This is a genomic window from Algoriphagus sp., assembly GCF_046296635.1.
Taxonomy (GTDB): Bacteria; Bacteroidota; Bacteroidia; order Cytophagales; family Cyclobacteriaceae; genus Algoriphagus.
The window spans coordinates 350,157-367,121 of sequence record NZ_JBKBKZ010000001.1; the positions used below are offsets into that span (position 1 = coordinate 350,157).

Consider the following 16,965-nt stretch of genomic DNA (forward strand, 5'->3'; position numbering starts at 1 on the left):
CTCCATTTTCCTCTGCGTACTCCGTGGTTAAAAAAACTTCAATGCTAGAAATCCTTTTTGAAGACGAACACCTCATCATCATCGATAAACCTGCTGGCTTGCTAGTTCACCGAACCCGACAGGCCTTTGGTGAAGAAGAAAATGCCTTGATACAACTTCGGGATCAGATCGGTTCATGGGTTGCACCGGTTCACCGATTGGATCGAGCGACAAGTGGAACTTTACTTTTTGCAAAAAATGAAGCCATTCTTCCATTGCTCAAGGCACAGTTTAGCGATCGAAAGGTGGAGAAAACTTACCTCACCATCGTCCGAGGCGTTCCTGCCGAAAAAGAAAACCTGATCGATCATCCATTGACAAGTGAGCGATCCGGAAAACTTCAGGAAGCACAAACTCAGTACAGAGTCATTGCGGAATCGGAAATTCCTTTCAACTCAACCGGTCGCTACCCTACCAGCAGGTACAGTTTGCTCGAAGTTGATTTAATGACCGGAAGGACTCATCAGATCCGAAGGCATTTGGCACATATTCGCCATTACATAATCGGTGATAGAAAGCATGGTGATAATAAGCAAAACATCTTCTTCGAAAAGCAATTTGGACTTGCCAATCTTTTGCTTCACGCTTGGAAGCTAAGCATAAGTCATCCAATAACTGGCGAGAGAATTGCAATGACTTGCCCGGTTCCAGTACATTTCCGAACAATCATGCAAGAATTGGCGTGGAAACCGAATGATATTTTATAGCCTTCTAAATCAAATCGAGTTTTTAGGCTATTTTTCACCCACTATTTAATTACCCTATGAAATCGAGCATGATCCCTTAAATAAATTGAGCTATAAATACTCATAATGCGAGATTCCATCTGACCATAAGAAATCAATTAAAAACAGATGAAAAAATCAACAATAACTCTGAGCCTTTTGCTGGCTGCTGGATCATTTTCCTATGCTCAAAAGCAGGACATCGAGAAAAAATTTGACGGTAAAGCTGCCATAGCAGAATTCACTTATCTAGCTTCTGATGAATTGATGGGTCGCGATCCAGCAAGACCAGAGATGAAGCTTGCTTATACCTTTATCGCTGATCAGCTTAAAGCTGCCGGAGCCACTCCTGTCGCGGGTGCTGATGGTTTCTACCAAAATATTCCTTTTAAACTTTCGGCTCCCCCAAAGTCGGGCACGATCAAAATCGGTAATTCGGTTTTCACCCAAGGTCAAAACATGCTGGTATTGGATGGGAAATCATTTTCGGGGACTTATGAACTTGTTGATGTTGGTTATGGTCTTGAGGCAGATTTTGCAGGCAAAGATCTGAAAGGCAAAATTGCTGTAGCCAACGCAGGGGCACCCAATAAGTTAACTCCGAACGAATTGTTTTCCGAAGGTCGAGGTAAAACATTGAGAGCCCAAGAAGCAGGTGCTATTGCATTAATTGAGCGCTTTAATGTTCCTTCAATTCCTTGGCAGCTGGTTTCCGGGTTTTTGAACCGAACCCAACTAAGTGTTGATCAGGGATCAGCAAGTGATCTTCCATACGTGTGGATTGAGGACGTGAAGAATCAAATGAAAGGTGATAAGCTTAAATCGGCCGAAGTTGCTGTGGATGGAAAAGTAAATATTCCAATTGAAGGTAAAAACGTCATTGCATGGATCGAAGGAACTGACCCAGAGTTAAAGAAAGAATTCATTATGCTTTCCGCACACTATGACCATGTGGGTGTGGGCACTCCGGATGCCAAAGGAGATTCAATCTACAATGGTGCTCGAGACAACGCTGTTGGAACAGTGGCAGTGATGAATGCGGCTAAATACTTTGCCAAAAACCCTCCGAAACGATCCATCCTGATTGCTCTTTGGACTGCTGAAGAAAAGGGACTTTTGGGAAGCGGTTATTTTGCAAACAATCCATTGATTCCTTTGAATCAAATTGTTTATAATCTGAATATTGACAACGGAGGATACAATGATACCTCCATCATTACTGTAATTGGACTTGGAAGAACAAGCGCTGATTTCCTGTTGGAAGAGGCAGTGGCTGAATTTGGAATAAAAGCAGTTGCGGATCCATCTCCAGAGCAAGGATTGTATGATAGATCGGACAATGTGAATTTTGCACGAAAAGGAATTCCTGCCCCGACCTTCTCTTTAGGTTTTACAGCATTTGATGATGAGATCAATAAATACTACCATAAGCCCGGAGACCATGTAGATAATTTTGATTTGGATTACGCACAATTGTATTGGAAGTCATATATCCTCTCCGCTCAAAAAATCGCAAACTGGATTCAAAGACCAGTTTGGGTTGCCGGTGATAAATATGAGGAAGTGGGTAAAGAACTTTATGGAGGAAAGTAGTTTTTCTTAGACATAAGACATTAGATATAAGACAAAAGACCGATTTCAGTTCAAAATCGGACTTTTTGTTTTTCAGATCTTTACTTTTTGAAAGTGATATTTGATTTCTTTCATCTAGATCTTGTATTTATAACCTTTGATCTTGAGTCTTAAATCTTATGTCTTGCATCTTGAATCTTGCTTCTTTTCTAAATCTTGATACCAGATACTAGATACTAGATACTCTCAAAAAAGCATTCCCGCAATCGTAGCAGTCATCATGCAAGCCAAGGAAGCCGCAGCCAAAGATTTGAACCCAAGTCTGCTCAAGTTTCCTTGCTGATTTGGAGCAATGATCGATATTCCTCCCAATTGGATGGCAATTGAACTGAAGTTGGAAAACCCACAGAGGGCATAAGTAGCGATGACCACGGATTTGGTGCTGAGCGAACCCGCCTCTTTCATATCAGCCAAACTTAAATACGCCACAAATTCATTGATCACAGTTTTTTGACCCAAAAGACTTCCAACTTGAAGGGTATCTCCCCATTCCACTCCAATTACCCAAGCAAAGATTCGGAACATCTGTCCAAAAATATATTCCAATGAAAAGCCTTTAAACTGACCATTGGTTGAACTTTCAACTAAAGCATTCAAACCGGTGTATTCCCCAATCAATCCACTTAGACCAAAGTTAATCGCTGCAATTACTGCAATAAATGCCAAGAGCATCCCTCCCACGTTTAAGGCGAGTTTTAGCCCTTCTGCTGCGCCAATCGACATTGCATCGATGAGATTGACTCCCATAGCTTCCTCGTTCACCTCAAGCCTGTCTTGCTTGACTTCTTTTTCTGTTTCTGGGATAAAAATCTTTGATAAAACTATAGCAGCCGGTGCGTTCATAATACTTGCACCTAATAGGTATGCAGCAAATTTACTTTGTTCCTCCAAGCTATCTCCACCCAAAAATGCAACATATCCCGCTAAGACCCCTCCTGCAATAGTCGCCATACCACCGGTCATCAAGCACATCAGTTCAGATTTACTCATGGTAGGAATGAATGGCCTTACGAGTAAAGGAGCTTCTGTCTGCCCTAAAAATATATTTCCGGCAGCAGAGAGTGATTCGGGTCCGGATAGTCGCATCGTTCGCGCCATGACCCATGCAATGCCAAATACGATTTTCTGGAGAATGCCCAAGTAATACAAGCCAGAAGACACTGTCGAAAAGAAGATGATCGTAGGAAGTACCTTAAAGGCAAATATGAAACCGAAACTATCTCCAGCTAAATCGCCAAAAATAAAACTTGCTCCAGCCTCACTAAAACTTAAAAATTTCACAAATCCTTGGGAGAGCAATTCAAAACCTGCCCGGACGATCTCAACTTTTGTAATCAAAAAACCAAAGACGAGTTGAAGCGTGATCCCAATTAAAACGAGCCGCCAGTCGATCTTCTTTTTATCACTTGAAAAAATAAAAGCTATCAATACGATAACCGCCAATCCAAAGGCTCCTCTCAAATAATCCATGAAATCCAGTTAAGTAAACGAAGCGTTAAAAATAGGCCAAACCAATACAAGAAAAAAGCCCGAATAACTCCGGGCTTTAAATCAATTAGTTTCTCTTGTTTATTTCGTCCCTGATTCGGGCTGCTCGTTCATAATCTTCGTTATTTATTGCCTTCTCCAAAAGTTGGTTAAGCTTGTCCAAACTAAAATCCTTGAGAGAGCCTTCTTTTTTCGCCGCTACTTTTTGTGGTTCAGGTTTGATTTCCTTTTTACTTTCTTCCCTTTTGTCTTCTTCTGTAAATTCAATTGCAGCCTCAGACATCACCTTTTCGGCACAGAAAATTTGAGATGAAAATCTCACTGCAATTGCAATGGCATCAGAGGGACGACTGTCAATTTCCACTAGAGTACTGTTACTATTACAATGAATTTTGGCGTAGAATACACCTTCCTTCATATCAGAAATAACAATTTTTTCAATTTTAAATTTAAAACTCTCAGCAAAAGATCTGAAAAGATCATGAGTCATAGGTCGATTGGGAATAATTTTTTCGATCTCAATTGCTATAGCTTGAGCCTCAAACATTCCAATCACGATGGGTAATCTCCTACTTCCTTCCACCTCTCCCATGACCAAAGTAAATGATCCTGATTGAGAGTGGTTGGACGACAATCCTAATATTTCCAGTTCTACAAGTTTTTCCACAAAAATTAAAGTTCAGCTTTTAGTGCTTCAGTTAGTTTGGGTACAACCTCAAAAGCATCTCCAACAATTCCGTAATCAGCCGCTTTGAAAAATGGCGCCTCGGGATCTTTGTTTATCACCACTATGCACTTCGAGGAATTAACCCCTGCAAGATGTTGAATAGCGCCTGAAATTCCTACTGCAACATATAAAGTAGGAGCAACTTTTACTCCAGTCTGACCAACGTGCTCATGATGAGGTCTCCATCCAATATCCGAAACTGGCTTGGAACAACCTGTCGCAGCACCTAGAACTTTGGCCAAGTCTTCGATCATTCCCCAGTTCTCAGGACCTTTTAAGCCACGACCACCTGACACTACTATATCCGCTTCAGGAAGTAAAATATCACCGGTAGCACGCTCTGTATTCGTGATTTTGGAAGCAAAATCAGAATCTGAAAGATCAACTGCCAATTTTTCTACAGTGGCCTCATTTCCGTCGGTTTTCAAATCCACTGCATTTTTCTTTACCGCTAAGATTTTGTTTTCTGTAGTGATGGTGGTTTCCGCGAAAGCTTTGCCGGTATAAATACTTCTTCTTACTACATACCCACCGGAGGTAGTTGGAAGCTCGACCACATTGGATACCAATCCAGCATTAAGCTTAATCGCTAATCTTGCCGCCACTGCATCACCGAGAGAAGACTTCGCTAACACCAAAGTCTTCGCACCAACGGTTGCGAATGCCTGAGCTACGGCCGTGGCATGAGCTTGAATGACTCCATCAGTCAGTCTGGAATCGTCCGCATGTAATACTTTGCTGGCTCCGGCTTTTCCTGCGATCGCTAATTCTGCACTGGCTATTGTTCCCAAAGCTACTGCAACCACATCCCCTTCACCTGTTTGAGCAGCCAGGGCGTTTGCAAAAGATACAGCCTCCAAGCTGGTCTTTTTCACCTTTCCCTCAGCATGCTCTATATATACTAGAATTGACATAATATCTTGAAATAAAGAATTTTATAAATAATTGATTAAAGTACTTTTGCTTCATTTTTAAGTAATCTCACCAGTTCGGTGACATTGTCCTTATCTATGAGCTTCACCGAACCTTTGGCAGGAGGAAGTTGATAGCTACTCGCCTCGGCCTGGGTTTCGTCAGATACAGGTTCCACCACTTTCAGAGGTTTGGTACGAGCCGACATGATTCCGCGCATATTTGGGATTTTCCATTCTGCGATAGGTTCCTGACATCCGGCAATTAATGGAAGTTTTGCTTCAAGCATTTCCTTACCACCCTCAATTTCACGAGCCATTTTCACAGTGGTGCCTTCTACTTCTAGCTTCATAACAGGAGAGAAGGACGGCATTCCCAGTAATTCACCAACCATGCCATGAACCATTCCTCCATTGAAATCAATCGACTCACGACCCATAAGGATCAGATCATATCCACCTTCCTTGGCATAATGAGCGATTTGTTTGGCAACAAAAAATGAATCCTTAGGAAATGAATTCACCCGAATCGCATCATCAGCGCCGATTGCGAGAGATTTTCTTAAAGTCGGTTCAGTTTCAGCCTCTCCGACATTGATCGCGGTTAAGGTGCCGCCAGTTTGATCTCTTAGCTCTACAGCTCTGGCCAATGCATAATCATCATAGGGACCGATGATGAATTGCACCCCAGTGGAATCAAATTTGGTGTTATTGGCAGTAAACTGAATCTTGGAAGTCGTATCCGGTACGTGTGTGATACAAACAAGAATCTTCATTGGTTTAGAGTTAGGTTATATTAAATTTATTTGCGTGAAAATAACAGGCTACCTTCAATAAAAAAACTATTCATGAGCAATTTGGAAAGGCTTCGACTTCTTAGAGAATTTATTAAAGAAGAACCTAAGAACCCTTTTAATTACTATGCTTTAGCTCTGGAAATCAGAGAAATAGATCCTAATGAAAGCATTAATTTGTTTGATTTTCTTTTACTTAACCATCCGGATTACCTTCCTGTTTACTTTCCTTCTGCACATTTCTTTTTTGAGTTAGGTCAAATTGGAAAAGCAAAGGAAATATTCGAAAAAGGAATCTTTACTGCCAAAAGTCAAGGTGATCAAAAGGCCCAAAAAGAACTTCAAAACGCTTTTCAAAATTTTCTTTATGAAAATGATATGGATTAAGAATTTTTTTGAATGCTTTTGTCAGAAAATCAGGAAACAAATCCAAATCATTTTCTTTCTTTGAAGATACTTCATTAACCACTAGAACTTCTCCTAATATGATCACTCAGAAAGAAATGCTTCTACATTTTTTACCTTTGATCGAAACTCAGGGAAAGCGCTATAAAAAGAAAAGCTTAATTCGTGCCAAAAAAGCCGAACCAGGTTTAGTAGTAGTGACTTTAACCAGTGACGGAGTTGAAACGATAAATACCGCCGAAAAAGGTGATTGGTTGGTTGAAAACCAAACCTCAGCTCATGAAAAATATCTTATCAAGGCTGATGTTTTTGAAAAGAAATATACACTGAAAGATTCCCTAGGCAATGGATGGGGCTGTTATCGTCCCAAAGGAGAAATATTTGCGATTAAGGTAACAGAATCCGATTTAGCAAATTTTGGAGCTGAGACAGTGATGGAATTTCAGGCTCCATGGAAGGAATCTATCGTCGTAAAGCCAGGAGATTTCTTAGTTATTTCCTTAGAAAAAAGCGAGATCTACCGAGTTGCCAGAAAAGAATTCCTCGAAACATACGAGGCCATCAAGGAATAAGGACAATTTTCCCCAATTGATCCCCAGCCTTCATTCGGTCAAACGCCTTTTCAGCATCAGCTAAACTGAAAACCTGATCGATCACAGGTTTAATTTCTTTTTCCTTGACCAAAGCTAGCATATTCAAAAAATCCTGATCAGAGCCTAATGTAGAACCCATGATTTTCAACTGATTCCAAAATACCTTTCTCGCTTCTATTTTTCCTGGATTTCCCATAGTGGCTCCATAAAAAACAATTTTTCCTCCCGGCTTACAAACAGAAATCAATTGATTTAAAGTATCTCCCGCTGCTCCGTCTATAATTACATCAAATCCACCCGTGGCTTCAATTGCCTTTTCAGTCCAGTTTGATTCAGTATAATTGAACAAAAAATCCGCGCCATCATTTTTTGCTTTTTCCAGTTTGGTTCCCCGGCTACTGCTTACGGATAGAATAGCACCTTTAGCTTTGGCAAACTGTGCTGCAAACTGTGCCACTCCTCCCCCAATTCCAGTCACGAGCACTTGATCTCCAGCCTGAACATCACCTTGGTAAACCAAAGCCCGAAATGCAGTCACTCCAGCCAAGGGCAAAGCTGCCGCTTCCTCCCAATTTAGATGTGTGGGTTTTTCATGCAATCGATCTACAGGAATAGCCAAATACTCCGCAAATGTGCCATTTTCAGGCATCCCCAAAATTTTAAATTCCTTAGACTGCGCTTTTTGGTTTTGCCCCCAGTTAAAACCAGGATTGAGTATAACCTCTTTACCCTGCCAAGAAGCATGCTCTTCGTCGTTTACTTTTTCTATTATTCCGGCACCATCTGAACCTAGGATGACACCGTCTCTGAGATTGGGATAAAGCCCCTGACGACACCATTCATCGCGGTGATTAAGTGCCGCTGCTTTTATTCGAACTAAAGCCTCGCCAGACTTGATCTCAGGTTTTGAAACATCGCTAAGCTTGATTTTTGATTCAAACTTACGATCAAGAACTATTCCTTTCATTATTAATTAAAATCCAGCAGGCCCATTATCATCATTAAAAATACTGTCTATATCGTCTTCGTTAGCCCGACTTGGCAATTTGATAGTTTGGCCGGTGTCAAACGAATTTGAACTAGAGGCACTTGAAGTAAATTTGTGTGAATAACCAAGTTCGCTTGCTTGATTTGCGGGGTAGCTTATTCCACCACCATCCAAATCAGTAAACTTGGTGTATTTACCGATAAATCGGAGTTTGACATTTTCCAAAGATCCGTTACGGTGTTTGGCAATGATCACTTCACCTACACCTGCTGTAGGCTGTCCATCTTGTTCTGTAAATCCATAATATTCAGGTCGGTATAAGAACATAACCATATCAGCATCTTGCTCGATAGATCCGGATTCTCGAAGATCGGATAGCTGAGGTCTCTTATCTCCGCCTCTTGTCTCCACTGCTCTGGAAAGCTGGGATAGTGCGATGACAGGAATACTCAGTTCCTTTGCAATTTTCTTTAGTGCTCTGGAAATACTTGCAATTTCCTGTTCACGGTTTCCTCCTTGACCTCCATTTTTAGAATCACCGGACATCAATTGCAAGTAATCAATCACCACCATCTGAATATCATGCTGGGCCTTGAGTTTCCTGCATTTTGCACGCAATTCAAGAATAGACAATGCCGGTGTATCATCCACAAAAAGTGGGGCTTTGGAAAGCCTTGCTGTTTTATGAACCAATTGTGCCCATTCATGATCAGCGAGGGAGCCTTTCTTTATCTTTTCAGAATCAAGTTCAGCTTCCGCCGAAATCAGACGGTTGACCAACTGAACCGAGGACATTTCCAAGGAAAAAATGGCTACCGGCTTATTATGATCTACTGCGGCATTTCTCAAGACAGAAAGGACGAAGGCCGTTTTACCCATTGCAGGTCTGGCTGCGATGATGACCAAATCTGATTTTTGCCAACCTGAGGTTACTCTATCCAAAGCGGTAAATCCTGATGGAACACCGGTAAGTCCGTCTTTTTGATTTTTTCGCGCCTCCAATTCTATGATTGCTTCGCGCATGATTGAGCGCATATCCGAGTAATTTTTTCGGATATTCTTCTCAGAAATTTCAAAAAGGGATTGCTCCATTTTGTCCAATAGTTCAAAAACGTCGGTTGTATCTTCGAAGGCTTCTTTTTGAATTTCTCCTGAGATTTTTATGAGTTCACGCTTGATCGATTGCTCGGTGATGATTCGGGCGTGATATTCGATATTGGCCGCAGAGGCAACTTTTGAGGTAAGTTCGGTAACTGAAAAAGCGCCTCCAGCAATCTCTAAAGCCCCGTTTTTGCGGAGCTGTGAAGTCACCGTCAACAAGTCAATCGGTTGACTTTCTGTGAAAAGATCAAGAATAGCCTGAAAAATGACTTTATGAGAATCCTTGTAGAAACTCTCAACCTTCAAAATATCAATCACATTGGTCAATGCATCTTTTTCGAGCATCAATGCACCAAGTACTGCCTCTTCAAGGTCGACTGCTTGTGGAGGAACTTTCCCCAAAAAATTGGTTGGATTATCGTATGAGGGTTTTTTGCGGGTGATTCTAGGTTGGTTGGTATTGTCGGTCATAGAACAAATGTATTGCCTGGGAGGCAAGAGTTTTGAACAAGTTTTACAAAACTTATCAACATCCCATTTTCAGCAAAATTCAAGCCTTTTTAGATCCGTTGTTTATAATAAACACCATTTCTATACCCTCTAAACATCGAGCATAGAATCGCCCAACTTGAATGCCACAGGATCTCAGAAAGTGGAATTCCCATTACTTTATCGCCCAAAACAGGTTCATCCAGCATCCCATATGTATCCCAAAAGTGAGGAAAAAGTACTTGAAAATTAATGTAATAAACAATAATGGTGATAGACAAAGTAGAAAGCCCAGAGATTATAGACAAATAGATCAAATCAGGTCTTTGAATCCAAATATAGATCGATAATGACATAAAAGTCAAAAAGGTGATGTATCCTGAGTGAACCTTTAAAATAAGACTGAAGATTGTCAGACTAGCACATCCGATCAGCCATAGTATGAAGAAATCTTTGTTTTTGGCTTTTGTCTGCTTATCGTAATCAATCTTTCTTCTTGTAAAAGATGAATGAATATATCCACCCACTCCAAATAGAGCAAAACCGATAATGTAATCCTCAATACCAATAATCCCAATCCCAAACAGGGTCGGCGGCTTCCAATAATCATGGAAATACCAAACCTCCGCTAACATTCCCATTATTCCTCCCACTGCCCCAACTTTAATCATTCCTCTTTTCCAGGGATTTTTGATGAATATCACCAACCAGGCAAGCATGTAAAGTAATGAAAGCGTCAAATAGGCATATTTGTCATCAACCATAATTAGAAAAATCCATCTGCGAAAATAGCACAAACATTCCCGCTCAGAAAAACTTGAAATGAATTAAGGTTTAAATCGGTGCTGCAGCATATTATTTTTAAGTTTGGCGAGTAAATAAATCTCCAATTAATTTTATGCAAAAATACCATTTCATCGCTATTGGCGGCGCAGTGATGCACAATCTTGCACTTGCCCTAGTCCAAAAAGGGGATCAAGTCTCTGGTTCCGACGATGAAATCTACGAACCCTCCCGAACTCGACTTGCTAAAGCGGGAATTTTGCCGGCAGTCTATGGCTGGTTTCCAGAGAAAATTTCGGCTGATCTAGACGGAATCATTTTGGGTATGCATGCACGCATTGATAATCCTGAATTGATCAAAGCCCAAGAGTTGGGTATTCCTGTTTATTCTTTTCCGGAGTTTATCTTTAATCAAAGTCAAAACAAGAAGCGGGTAGTGATCGCAGGATCGCATGGTAAAACTTCCATCACATCGATCATTCTTCATGTTTTGAAAGATCAAAACATTGACTTCGATTACCTCGTTGGGGCTCAAATCGAGGGATTTGACTTGATGGTAAGGCTCTCTGATGCACCCGTAATCGTGATCGAAGGAGATGAATATTTGACCTCCCCACTGGACCGAACACCCAAGTTTTTTCATTACCGCCATGATATTGCGCTGGTAAGCGGCATAGCTTGGGATCACTTTAATGTCTTTCCGGATTTTGAGGTATATAAAGATCAGTTTCTGAAGCTGATGAATCAAACACCGGAATCCGGAGAATTAATCTACTGTGAGGTCGATCCACTGGTCAACGAAGCTGCTGAAAAGTCCAGTATTACCGGTGTTAAAACTCCATATCGAACACATCCAGCCAAAATCATTGGTGGGAAAACTTTTCTCCAAACGGATTTAGGACTCCTTGAAATTGGAATCTTTGGAGACCACAACCTTCAAAATCTACAGGGTGCGATGGAAGTTTGTCGTGCATTAGGGATTTCCACTTCAGAATTCTATCGATCAATCCCAACTTTTAAAGGTGCGGCAAAAAGACAGGAAACCTTAGCCTCCGGCAAAACAGGAATCCTTTTTCGGGATTTTGCGCATGCGCCTTCAAAATTAAAAGCAACAGTCAATGCGGTGAAGAATCAGTTTCCTGATAGAAGACTGATTTCCGTTCAGGAACTACACACCTACTCGTCTTTGAATAAAGAATTTCTTCCAAATTATGCGAATTCAATGGAGGAAACAGATGTGGCTATAATCTATCTCAATCCGCATGCAGTTGCTTTGAAAAAGCTGGAACTGATGGATGAAGCCACCTTGCGTGAAGGTTTTAAACGGCCGGATTTAATACTTTTTACAGAAAGTCAAGCATTAAAAGAGTACCTTTTGGCCCAGAATTATTCCAATACTAACCTGCTTTTGATGAGTTCGGGAAACTATGACAACCTGGATCTCGAACCTCTAAAAGCAAAATTCAATTAAAAATGAAATCGAGCATGACCCAAAGCGACACACAGAGGAATGATTATCTGTCATGCGAAGATTCCACCTGCCTGCCGGCAGGCAGGTGTGGCCTTTAAAAATCAAATTATAATCACATGAAATCAAGCATGTCGTATCCGACACACACTGGAATGATTATCGAACATGCGCAGATTCCATATGACCGCTTAAAAACAATTATAATCATATGAAACTTAACCTTAGAAATTCAATTGCATTTTTTGATCTGGAAGCTACCGGCACCAACGTGGGGACTGACCGGATCGTGGAGATATCAATTGTAAAATTGCATCCTGACCAAGGTCGGGAAATCTATACCAAAAGAGTGAACCCTGGAATCCCGATTCCTTTGGAGGCATCTTTGATTCATGGGATTTATGACAAGGATGTCAAAAATGAACCTACATTCAAGGAATTAGCAAAGGATATCCAAAACTTTATTGGCAAGTCTGATTTGGGAGGATTCAATGTCCTGAAGTATGACATTCCTCTTTTGGTAGAAGAGTTTTTGAGATCAGGGATAGACTTTGACATAGAAAATCGAAATCTACTAGATGCCCAGAAGATCTTCTTCATGATGGAGAAACGAAATCTTACCGCTGCATATAAATTTTACTGCAACAGAAATCTTGAGAACGCTCACAGTGCTGAGGCTGACACACTTGCTACTTTGGATGTGTTTGAAGCTCAGGTGGAGCGCTACCAAGGCGAAGAAATGGAAGACCTTCAAGGAAATAAGGTGGGGATTTTCCAGAATGACATGAAGAAGATTCATGACATGGTAAATGAAAAAATGGTTGACTTAGCGGGTCGATTTGTCTTCAATTCTCAAGGACAGGAGATTTTCAACTTTGGCAAGCACAAAGGAAAGACGATCGAACAAGCATTAAAAGAAGAACCGGGCTATTATGACTGGATGATGAAGGGAGATTTTCCTTTGGATACCAAAAGGAAACTGACGCAAGTAAAGTTGCGAGGATTTGGTTTGAAGTGATCAGTCTCAGATATCAGTTTGCATTTAGAGAGAGCCTAATTCTGCTGTTTTAAAAATTTTCAAAAATTCTAATAATATAAACCAGTCAGATCTTGGACTGGTTTATCTTTTTAAGGAAAGTATTGGCATCTATGCATAAGACTTTAGGAAAATCAATTTTGGATAAGACTTCAAAATGTTTGTCATCACTAACTATAAAGTCAGCATTTCCTGCAAGCGCACAATCAACAAATTTATTATCGTCCCAATCTCTAATTATCAACCCCCACTGGTAATAAACATCTATCAATTCTACATTCTGAAGGGATAAAAACAATTCCACTAGATTTTTACCAACTGTGGGAGAGGTTTTTGATCCGATCACTTCCTGATATTCCTGGAGGATACTTTCAGAAATACAAACTGAGAATTGACCCGAAATCATTTGATCGAAAATTGGCCTTAACGAAGAAATCTTAGGAATAGATCTTAACAAAACATTTGTATCGATCACCACTTTCATTTTTTCAGATAGGGAGTTCGGGGATGATCAGCAGCCCATTCTTCGATCTTATCCTGATTCCACTTGTTTTCCTTAAAGAGAAGATCTACTTCATCAGATACCTTTTCGGCGAAATAATTAGCAAGCAGTGATCGAATCTCCATCAATTGAGCTTCTTCCAAATCCATGCTAAACACCTTCAATAACTCTTTTTGAAGATTTGTTAATTTGCTTGAGGAATCTATCTTTTCCATAATTTAAATCTACCTAAAAAGCTTGAAATGCCCATGAGAAAAGGTTGTCACAAAGAGGAATGCCCCCCCGATAGCAATAGGGGCTATCGGGGCTAGAGGCGAAGATTCCATATGGCCTTTAAAATTCAAATTATAAACACATAAAAATAAATTACAATCAAGGCTTATAATACTTCAATGCCTTTGGCATGTTGGCATTCAACCTTTCAATCCTTCGATCTGGACCTGGGTGAGTAGAAAGAAATTCAGGCGGTGCTCCACCTCCAGCGGCAGCCATTCTCTGCCAAAAAGCCGGTGCCGTACGTGGATCATATCCGGCCATCGCCATAAAGATCAGGCCCATCTCATCTGCTTCTAGCTCATGCTTTCTTGAAAAGCTCAACATTCCAAGTTGTGATCCTGCACCCACGCCCTGAAGCAAGATTTGCTGCATCATCGTCGGATTTTGACCCATTGCAGCAGATGCTCCACCCAAAAGTCCATTCAACAACATTCCATTTGACATGCGCTCTCGGGCATGGGATGCCACAGCGTGGGCAATTTCATGCCCCATTACAACAGCAATACCCGCCTCATCTTTTGTTATTGGAAGGATTCCGGTATAAAAAGCAACTTTCCCGCCTGGCATACACCAAGCGTTAATTTGATCACTTTCAAGCAAGTTGAATTCCCAAGAAAAATCATTTACCAAATCTTGATATCCTTCCTGAACTAGATAAGCTTCTACAGCCTTTGCCATCCTTTGACCAACCCTTACTACGGCCTGTCCATTCGCTGTTCCGGTGACATTCTTCGATTCTGAAACTGCCCTTTTATATTCATCATTGACCAGCGGCTGAATCTCATCATTAGACACCATCGATAGTGATCTCCTACCAGTCAATGGGACTGTTGAGCAGGAATAAGCCAAAAGCCCGGCTGCAAAAACTAAAATAATTTTTTTCATGGATGATTGATTTCTTTTTTATACCAAATTCAAAAACAATACCAAGCTAAAGCACTCCAAGTAATTTTAGTATTTTAGTCAAAAATCAAAGATCATGACAAACCAACCTTCTATATTTATGCCTAATTCCGCTGCACTGGACTATCAGCGTAAGATGACAAATCCAATTATTTTTTGGTCTGCGATGCTTGTCAAGTTGCCATCTGCTGTTTTTTGGAGACTAAAAGTCAAGACCTTGACCACAGAAAAATGTGAGGTCACGATTCCTTTTTTCTGGAGATCTCAAAACCCATTCAAATCAATCTATTTCGCAGCTTTGGCTGGTGCTGCAGAGCTCAGTACAGGCGCACTTTGTCAATTTGCATTGGCTGGAAAAGGTCAATTCAGCATGCTGGTAGTTGATTTTCGTGCCGAATATTCCAAAAAGGCCAATTCCAAGATCACTTTTTCTTGTGATCAGGGAACAGAATTATTTGAACTAATCGATCAAATGAAAATCGGAGAAACTGCTCAATTAACCATGATTTCAACGGGGAAGAATACCAATGAAGAAACCGTGGCAAAGTTTTTCGTTACTTGGTCCTTTAAGCGAAAAGCCTAGTCAATGAAGTAAGACTCAATACGAATAAACTCCTTGAGACTTGTGAGGACTCGCTCTGCCGGCCAATCCAAAAATTCATGTTGAAGATGAAATTGATTGAATCGGATAATAATTTGATCCCATTGCTCCCGATCCAACTTATATTCAGACATCAATTCATTACGGATTGAATCTGAGTCAATGATCTCCAAGTAACCTTGTCGCCGCTCAAGCCATTCCAGCTGCTTAGCATATCGCCTAAGTTGGGTATTTCTTCTAGTGAAATAACTGATCGCGCCATAAATAGCAATCCCAGGAGTTCCTCCCGGGGCACCAATTTCTGTCCTAACCTTCCGATATAGACTTTTTTCCTGAAACGGCTCATCTTCAGCCAAAACCAGTTTGCCATCCTTAAATCTGAATCTGTAGGGCTCAGCATCTACTTGAAATGTAGGGAGCAAATTTGCTCTATCCTGAAGCTGAATCAGCATGAATCGTTCTGAGTCCAGAGGTATGAATTGATCATAAAACCCAGGAAAACTAACTCGAAGCGTGTCGCCCAGCGTACCTTGAATTGAAAAATATCCCCTGGCATTGGTCATAACAGATCCTTTACTCTTTATGGAAACAATCACACCTTCCAGATACTTTTTATCATAAGAATCCAGGACATTGCCTGAGTAGCTAGCCTGTGCGGCAACTTTCCATTGGATCAATAAACTAAAAGCGATGAGGATTACTAACTTCATTATAAGTTTTGAATTCTTTGTCTTTTTCGTTTGAGAGGATTCATGGTTTCAAAATTTAGCGATCAAAGATTATGCGCTGAATTTCAAAATCAGTTTACTCGAGGTTATAAAGTTTAGGTTTTGATATTCCTTTATCCAAAAAGTACAATTTGTTCATTTCGAAATGCATCTCTGTCATTTGATTGAGATACTCCTCCAATGGGGGAAGACCTATCGATTTTCTTCGTTCGTTAACTGTCAAACTATCCAATAAATTTCCAGAATAAGCCTGACCTGTTTCAAAATTGTAGGAAACCTGAGTGCCATAAATTTGCTTTTCACCGGTATTAATCTTGACTCGGTCAACCAAAAGTCCATAGCTACTTGGATTTGCATTTTCCTTTTCAACTTCCATTTTCATTTTCTCCAAAACCCTTTTCTGAAAATCAGGATTATGATCAGAATGCTGGACTATTAGCCAAAAATGTGTGGAGCCTTCTTCGCCCGCCAGATCAAATCCGACGAACCCAAACTCATTGAAAATCTGTTCGATCCGAATCTGATTATTTACAAAAACACTATCCTTGAAATTATTCCACTTTTCGACTGACCATTCTTTGTATTTTCCTTCTGGAATATTGGCTGCAACCTGATCAATTTCGGCCATTTCTTTCAGCTCAGATGTAAGGCCTTGGTTGAATTCCACCTTTTTTTCGGCTATTCTATCGTCTTTTGCATTGGATTTACATCCAAAAACTAATACCACAAAGAGTAATAATCCAACTACTGATTTCATTTTGTTTTGCTTGCTTGCT

General features: G+C 40.6%; 19 protein-coding genes. 7 read left to right on the plus strand and 12 right to left on the minus strand.

Annotated features, from left to right (window positions below; all coding sequences use genetic code 11):
- Window positions 1-41 precede the first annotated feature (41 nt).
- Both ACK4HU_RS01560 and ACK4HU_RS01565 read left to right on the plus strand, forming a co-directional pair.
- Window positions 42-746, plus strand: a complete 705-nt coding sequence (locus ACK4HU_RS01560) for a pseudouridine synthase (RefSeq protein ID WP_409803074.1) — start codon at window positions 42-44, stop codon at window positions 744-746.
- 147 nt (window positions 747-893) lie between these two features.
- On the plus strand, window positions 894-2,357 hold the full coding sequence (locus tag ACK4HU_RS01565) for a M28 family peptidase (RefSeq protein ID WP_409803075.1): 1,464 nt from the start codon (window positions 894-896) through the stop codon (window positions 2,355-2,357).
- Window positions 2,358-2,582: 225 nt separating this feature from the next.
- On the opposite strand, the gene ACK4HU_RS01570 is transcribed toward ACK4HU_RS01565, so the two are convergent.
- From ACK4HU_RS01570 to ACK4HU_RS01585, 4 genes are all read right to left on the minus strand, one after another.
- Window positions 2,583-3,866, minus strand: a complete 1,284-nt coding sequence (locus tag ACK4HU_RS01570; RefSeq protein ID WP_409803076.1) for a NupC/NupG family nucleoside CNT transporter — start codon at window positions 3,864-3,866, stop codon at window positions 2,583-2,585.
- A gap of 85 nt (window positions 3,867-3,951) precedes the next feature.
- Entirely contained in the window at window positions 3,952-4,551 is a 600-nt protein-coding gene (locus tag ACK4HU_RS01575) for a bifunctional nuclease domain-containing protein (protein ID WP_409803077.1), read from the minus strand.
- Between the two features lie 5 nt (window positions 4,552-4,556).
- Complete coding sequence (locus ACK4HU_RS01580) at window positions 4,557-5,525, minus strand: electron transfer flavoprotein subunit alpha/FixB family protein (RefSeq protein WP_409803078.1); 969 nt, start codon at window positions 5,523-5,525, stop codon at window positions 4,557-4,559.
- Window positions 5,526-5,560: 35 nt separating this feature from the next.
- A complete protein-coding gene (locus ACK4HU_RS01585; protein ID WP_409803079.1) occupies window positions 5,561-6,298 on the minus strand; it encodes an electron transfer flavoprotein subunit beta/FixA family protein in 738 nt (245 codons plus the stop codon).
- A gap of 72 nt (window positions 6,299-6,370) precedes the next feature.
- On the opposite strand from ACK4HU_RS01585, the gene ACK4HU_RS01590 reads away from it, so the two are divergent.
- Both ACK4HU_RS01590 and ACK4HU_RS01595 read left to right on the plus strand, forming a co-directional pair.
- Window positions 6,371-6,703 carry a tetratricopeptide repeat protein gene (locus ACK4HU_RS01590; RefSeq protein WP_409803080.1) on the plus strand — a complete coding sequence of 111 codons (333 nt, stop codon included), beginning with the start codon at window positions 6,371-6,373 and terminating at the stop codon, window positions 6,701-6,703.
- Window positions 6,704-6,801: 98 nt separating this feature from the next.
- A complete protein-coding gene (locus tag ACK4HU_RS01595) occupies window positions 6,802-7,293 on the plus strand; it encodes a hypothetical protein (protein ID WP_409803081.1) in 492 nt (163 codons plus the stop codon).
- Here the strand turns inward: ACK4HU_RS01595 and ACK4HU_RS01600 are convergent.
- The 3 genes from ACK4HU_RS01600 to ACK4HU_RS01610 form a co-directional block, all read right to left on the minus strand.
- Window positions 7,283-8,281, minus strand: a complete 999-nt coding sequence (locus ACK4HU_RS01600) for a zinc-binding dehydrogenase (RefSeq protein ID WP_409803082.1) — start codon at window positions 8,279-8,281, stop codon at window positions 7,283-7,285. The genes ACK4HU_RS01595 and ACK4HU_RS01600 overlap by 11 nt on opposite strands.
- Window positions 8,282-8,287: 6 nt before the next feature.
- Window positions 8,288-9,874: a replicative DNA helicase gene (gene dnaB / locus ACK4HU_RS01605; RefSeq protein WP_409803083.1), complete on the minus strand. Its 1,587-nt coding sequence runs from the start codon at window positions 9,872-9,874 to the stop codon at window positions 8,288-8,290.
- An 89-nt stretch (window positions 9,875-9,963) separates the two neighbouring features.
- The gene (locus ACK4HU_RS01610) at window positions 9,964-10,656 is read right to left on the minus strand and encodes a hypothetical protein (protein WP_409803084.1); all 693 of its coding nucleotides are present in this window, start codon (window positions 10,654-10,656) and stop codon (window positions 9,964-9,966) included.
- A gap of 134 nt (window positions 10,657-10,790) precedes the next feature.
- Between ACK4HU_RS01610 and murC the strand changes: the two genes are divergently transcribed.
- The gene (gene murC, locus ACK4HU_RS01615) at window positions 10,791-12,146 is read left to right on the plus strand and encodes a UDP-N-acetylmuramate--L-alanine ligase (protein ID WP_409803085.1); all 1,356 of its coding nucleotides are present in this window, start codon (window positions 10,791-10,793) and stop codon (window positions 12,144-12,146) included.
- Window positions 12,147-12,354: 208 nt separating this feature from the next.
- Window positions 12,355-13,161, plus strand: a complete 807-nt coding sequence (locus ACK4HU_RS01620) for an exonuclease domain-containing protein (protein ID WP_409803086.1) — start codon at window positions 12,355-12,357, stop codon at window positions 13,159-13,161.
- Window positions 13,162-13,246: 85 nt separating this feature from the next.
- Here the strand turns inward: ACK4HU_RS01620 and ACK4HU_RS01625 are convergent, their stop codons facing one another.
- From ACK4HU_RS01625 to ACK4HU_RS01635, 3 genes are all read right to left on the minus strand, one after another.
- Complete coding sequence (locus tag ACK4HU_RS01625) at window positions 13,247-13,663, minus strand: putative toxin-antitoxin system toxin component, PIN family (protein WP_409803087.1); 417 nt, start codon at window positions 13,661-13,663, stop codon at window positions 13,247-13,249.
- Entirely contained in the window at window positions 13,660-13,896 is a 237-nt protein-coding gene (locus ACK4HU_RS01630; protein WP_409803088.1) for a hypothetical protein, read from the minus strand. Before ACK4HU_RS01630 ends, ACK4HU_RS01625 begins: the two co-directional genes overlap by 4 nt.
- Before the next feature lie 157 nt (window positions 13,897-14,053).
- Window positions 14,054-14,842, minus strand: a complete 789-nt coding sequence (locus ACK4HU_RS01635; RefSeq protein ID WP_409803089.1) for a M48 family metallopeptidase — start codon at window positions 14,840-14,842, stop codon at window positions 14,054-14,056.
- 94 nt (window positions 14,843-14,936) lie between these two features.
- Between ACK4HU_RS01635 and ACK4HU_RS01640 the strand changes: the two genes are divergently transcribed.
- On the plus strand, window positions 14,937-15,443 hold the full coding sequence (locus tag ACK4HU_RS01640) for a DUF4442 domain-containing protein (RefSeq protein WP_409803090.1): 507 nt from the start codon (window positions 14,937-14,939) through the stop codon (window positions 15,441-15,443).
- On the opposite strand, the gene ACK4HU_RS01645 is transcribed toward ACK4HU_RS01640, so the two are convergent.
- Window positions 15,440-16,171: a hypothetical protein gene (locus tag ACK4HU_RS01645; RefSeq protein WP_409803091.1), complete on the minus strand. Its 732-nt coding sequence runs from the start codon at window positions 16,169-16,171 to the stop codon at window positions 15,440-15,442. The two genes, ACK4HU_RS01640 and ACK4HU_RS01645, sit on opposite strands and share 4 nt — an antisense overlap.
- 94 nt (window positions 16,172-16,265) lie before the next feature.
- Window positions 16,266-16,946 (minus strand): DUF6624 domain-containing protein, encoded by a 681-nt coding sequence (locus ACK4HU_RS01650; protein ID WP_409803092.1) that lies wholly within the window; start codon window positions 16,944-16,946, stop codon window positions 16,266-16,268.
- Window positions 16,947-16,965 lie beyond the last annotated feature (19 nt).

Excerpts from the sequence above, each read along its gene's own strand:
- ACK4HU_RS01560 (WP_409803074.1), top strand. The coding sequence starts at position 42 with ATGCTAGAAATCCTTTTTGAAGACGAACACCTCATCATCATCGATAAA.
- ACK4HU_RS01565 (WP_409803075.1), top strand. The coding sequence starts at position 894 with ATGAAAAAATCAACAATAACTCTGAGCCTTTTGCTGGCTGCTGGATCA.
- ACK4HU_RS01570 (WP_409803076.1), bottom strand. The coding sequence starts at position 3,866 with ATGGATTATTTGAGAGGAGCCTTTGGATTGGCGGTTATCGTATTGATA.
- ACK4HU_RS01580 (WP_409803078.1), bottom strand. The coding sequence starts at position 5,525 with ATGTCAATTCTAGTATATATAGAGCATGCTGAGGGAAAGGTGAAAAAG.
- ACK4HU_RS01585 (WP_409803079.1), bottom strand. The coding sequence starts at position 6,298 with ATGAAGATTCTTGTTTGTATCACACACGTACCGGATACGACTTCCAAG.
- ACK4HU_RS01590 (WP_409803080.1), top strand. The coding sequence starts at position 6,371 with ATGAGCAATTTGGAAAGGCTTCGACTTCTTAGAGAATTTATTAAAGAA.
- ACK4HU_RS01595 (WP_409803081.1), top strand. The coding sequence starts at position 6,802 with ATGATCACTCAGAAAGAAATGCTTCTACATTTTTTACCTTTGATCGAA.
- ACK4HU_RS01600 (WP_409803082.1), bottom strand. The coding sequence starts at position 8,281 with ATGAAAGGAATAGTTCTTGATCGTAAGTTTGAATCAAAAATCAAGCTT.
- dnaB (WP_409803083.1), bottom strand. The coding sequence starts at position 9,874 with ATGACCGACAATACCAACCAACCTAGAATCACCCGCAAAAAACCCTCA.
- ACK4HU_RS01610 (WP_409803084.1), bottom strand. The coding sequence starts at position 10,656 with ATGGTTGATGACAAATATGCCTATTTGACGCTTTCATTACTTTACATG.
- murC (WP_409803085.1), top strand. The coding sequence starts at position 10,791 with ATGCAAAAATACCATTTCATCGCTATTGGCGGCGCAGTGATGCACAAT.
- ACK4HU_RS01620 (WP_409803086.1), top strand. The coding sequence starts at position 12,355 with ATGAAACTTAACCTTAGAAATTCAATTGCATTTTTTGATCTGGAAGCT.
- ACK4HU_RS01625 (WP_409803087.1), bottom strand. The coding sequence starts at position 13,663 with ATGAAAGTGGTGATCGATACAAATGTTTTGTTAAGATCTATTCCTAAG.
- ACK4HU_RS01630 (WP_409803088.1), bottom strand. The coding sequence starts at position 13,896 with ATGGAAAAGATAGATTCCTCAAGCAAATTAACAAATCTTCAAAAAGAG.
- ACK4HU_RS01635 (WP_409803089.1), bottom strand. The coding sequence starts at position 14,842 with ATGAAAAAAATTATTTTAGTTTTTGCAGCCGGGCTTTTGGCTTATTCC.
- ACK4HU_RS01640 (WP_409803090.1), top strand. The coding sequence starts at position 14,937 with ATGACAAACCAACCTTCTATATTTATGCCTAATTCCGCTGCACTGGAC.
- ACK4HU_RS01645 (WP_409803091.1), bottom strand. The coding sequence starts at position 16,171 with ATGAAGTTAGTAATCCTCATCGCTTTTAGTTTATTGATCCAATGGAAA.
- ACK4HU_RS01650 (WP_409803092.1), bottom strand. The coding sequence starts at position 16,946 with ATGAAATCAGTAGTTGGATTATTACTCTTTGTGGTATTAGTTTTTGGA.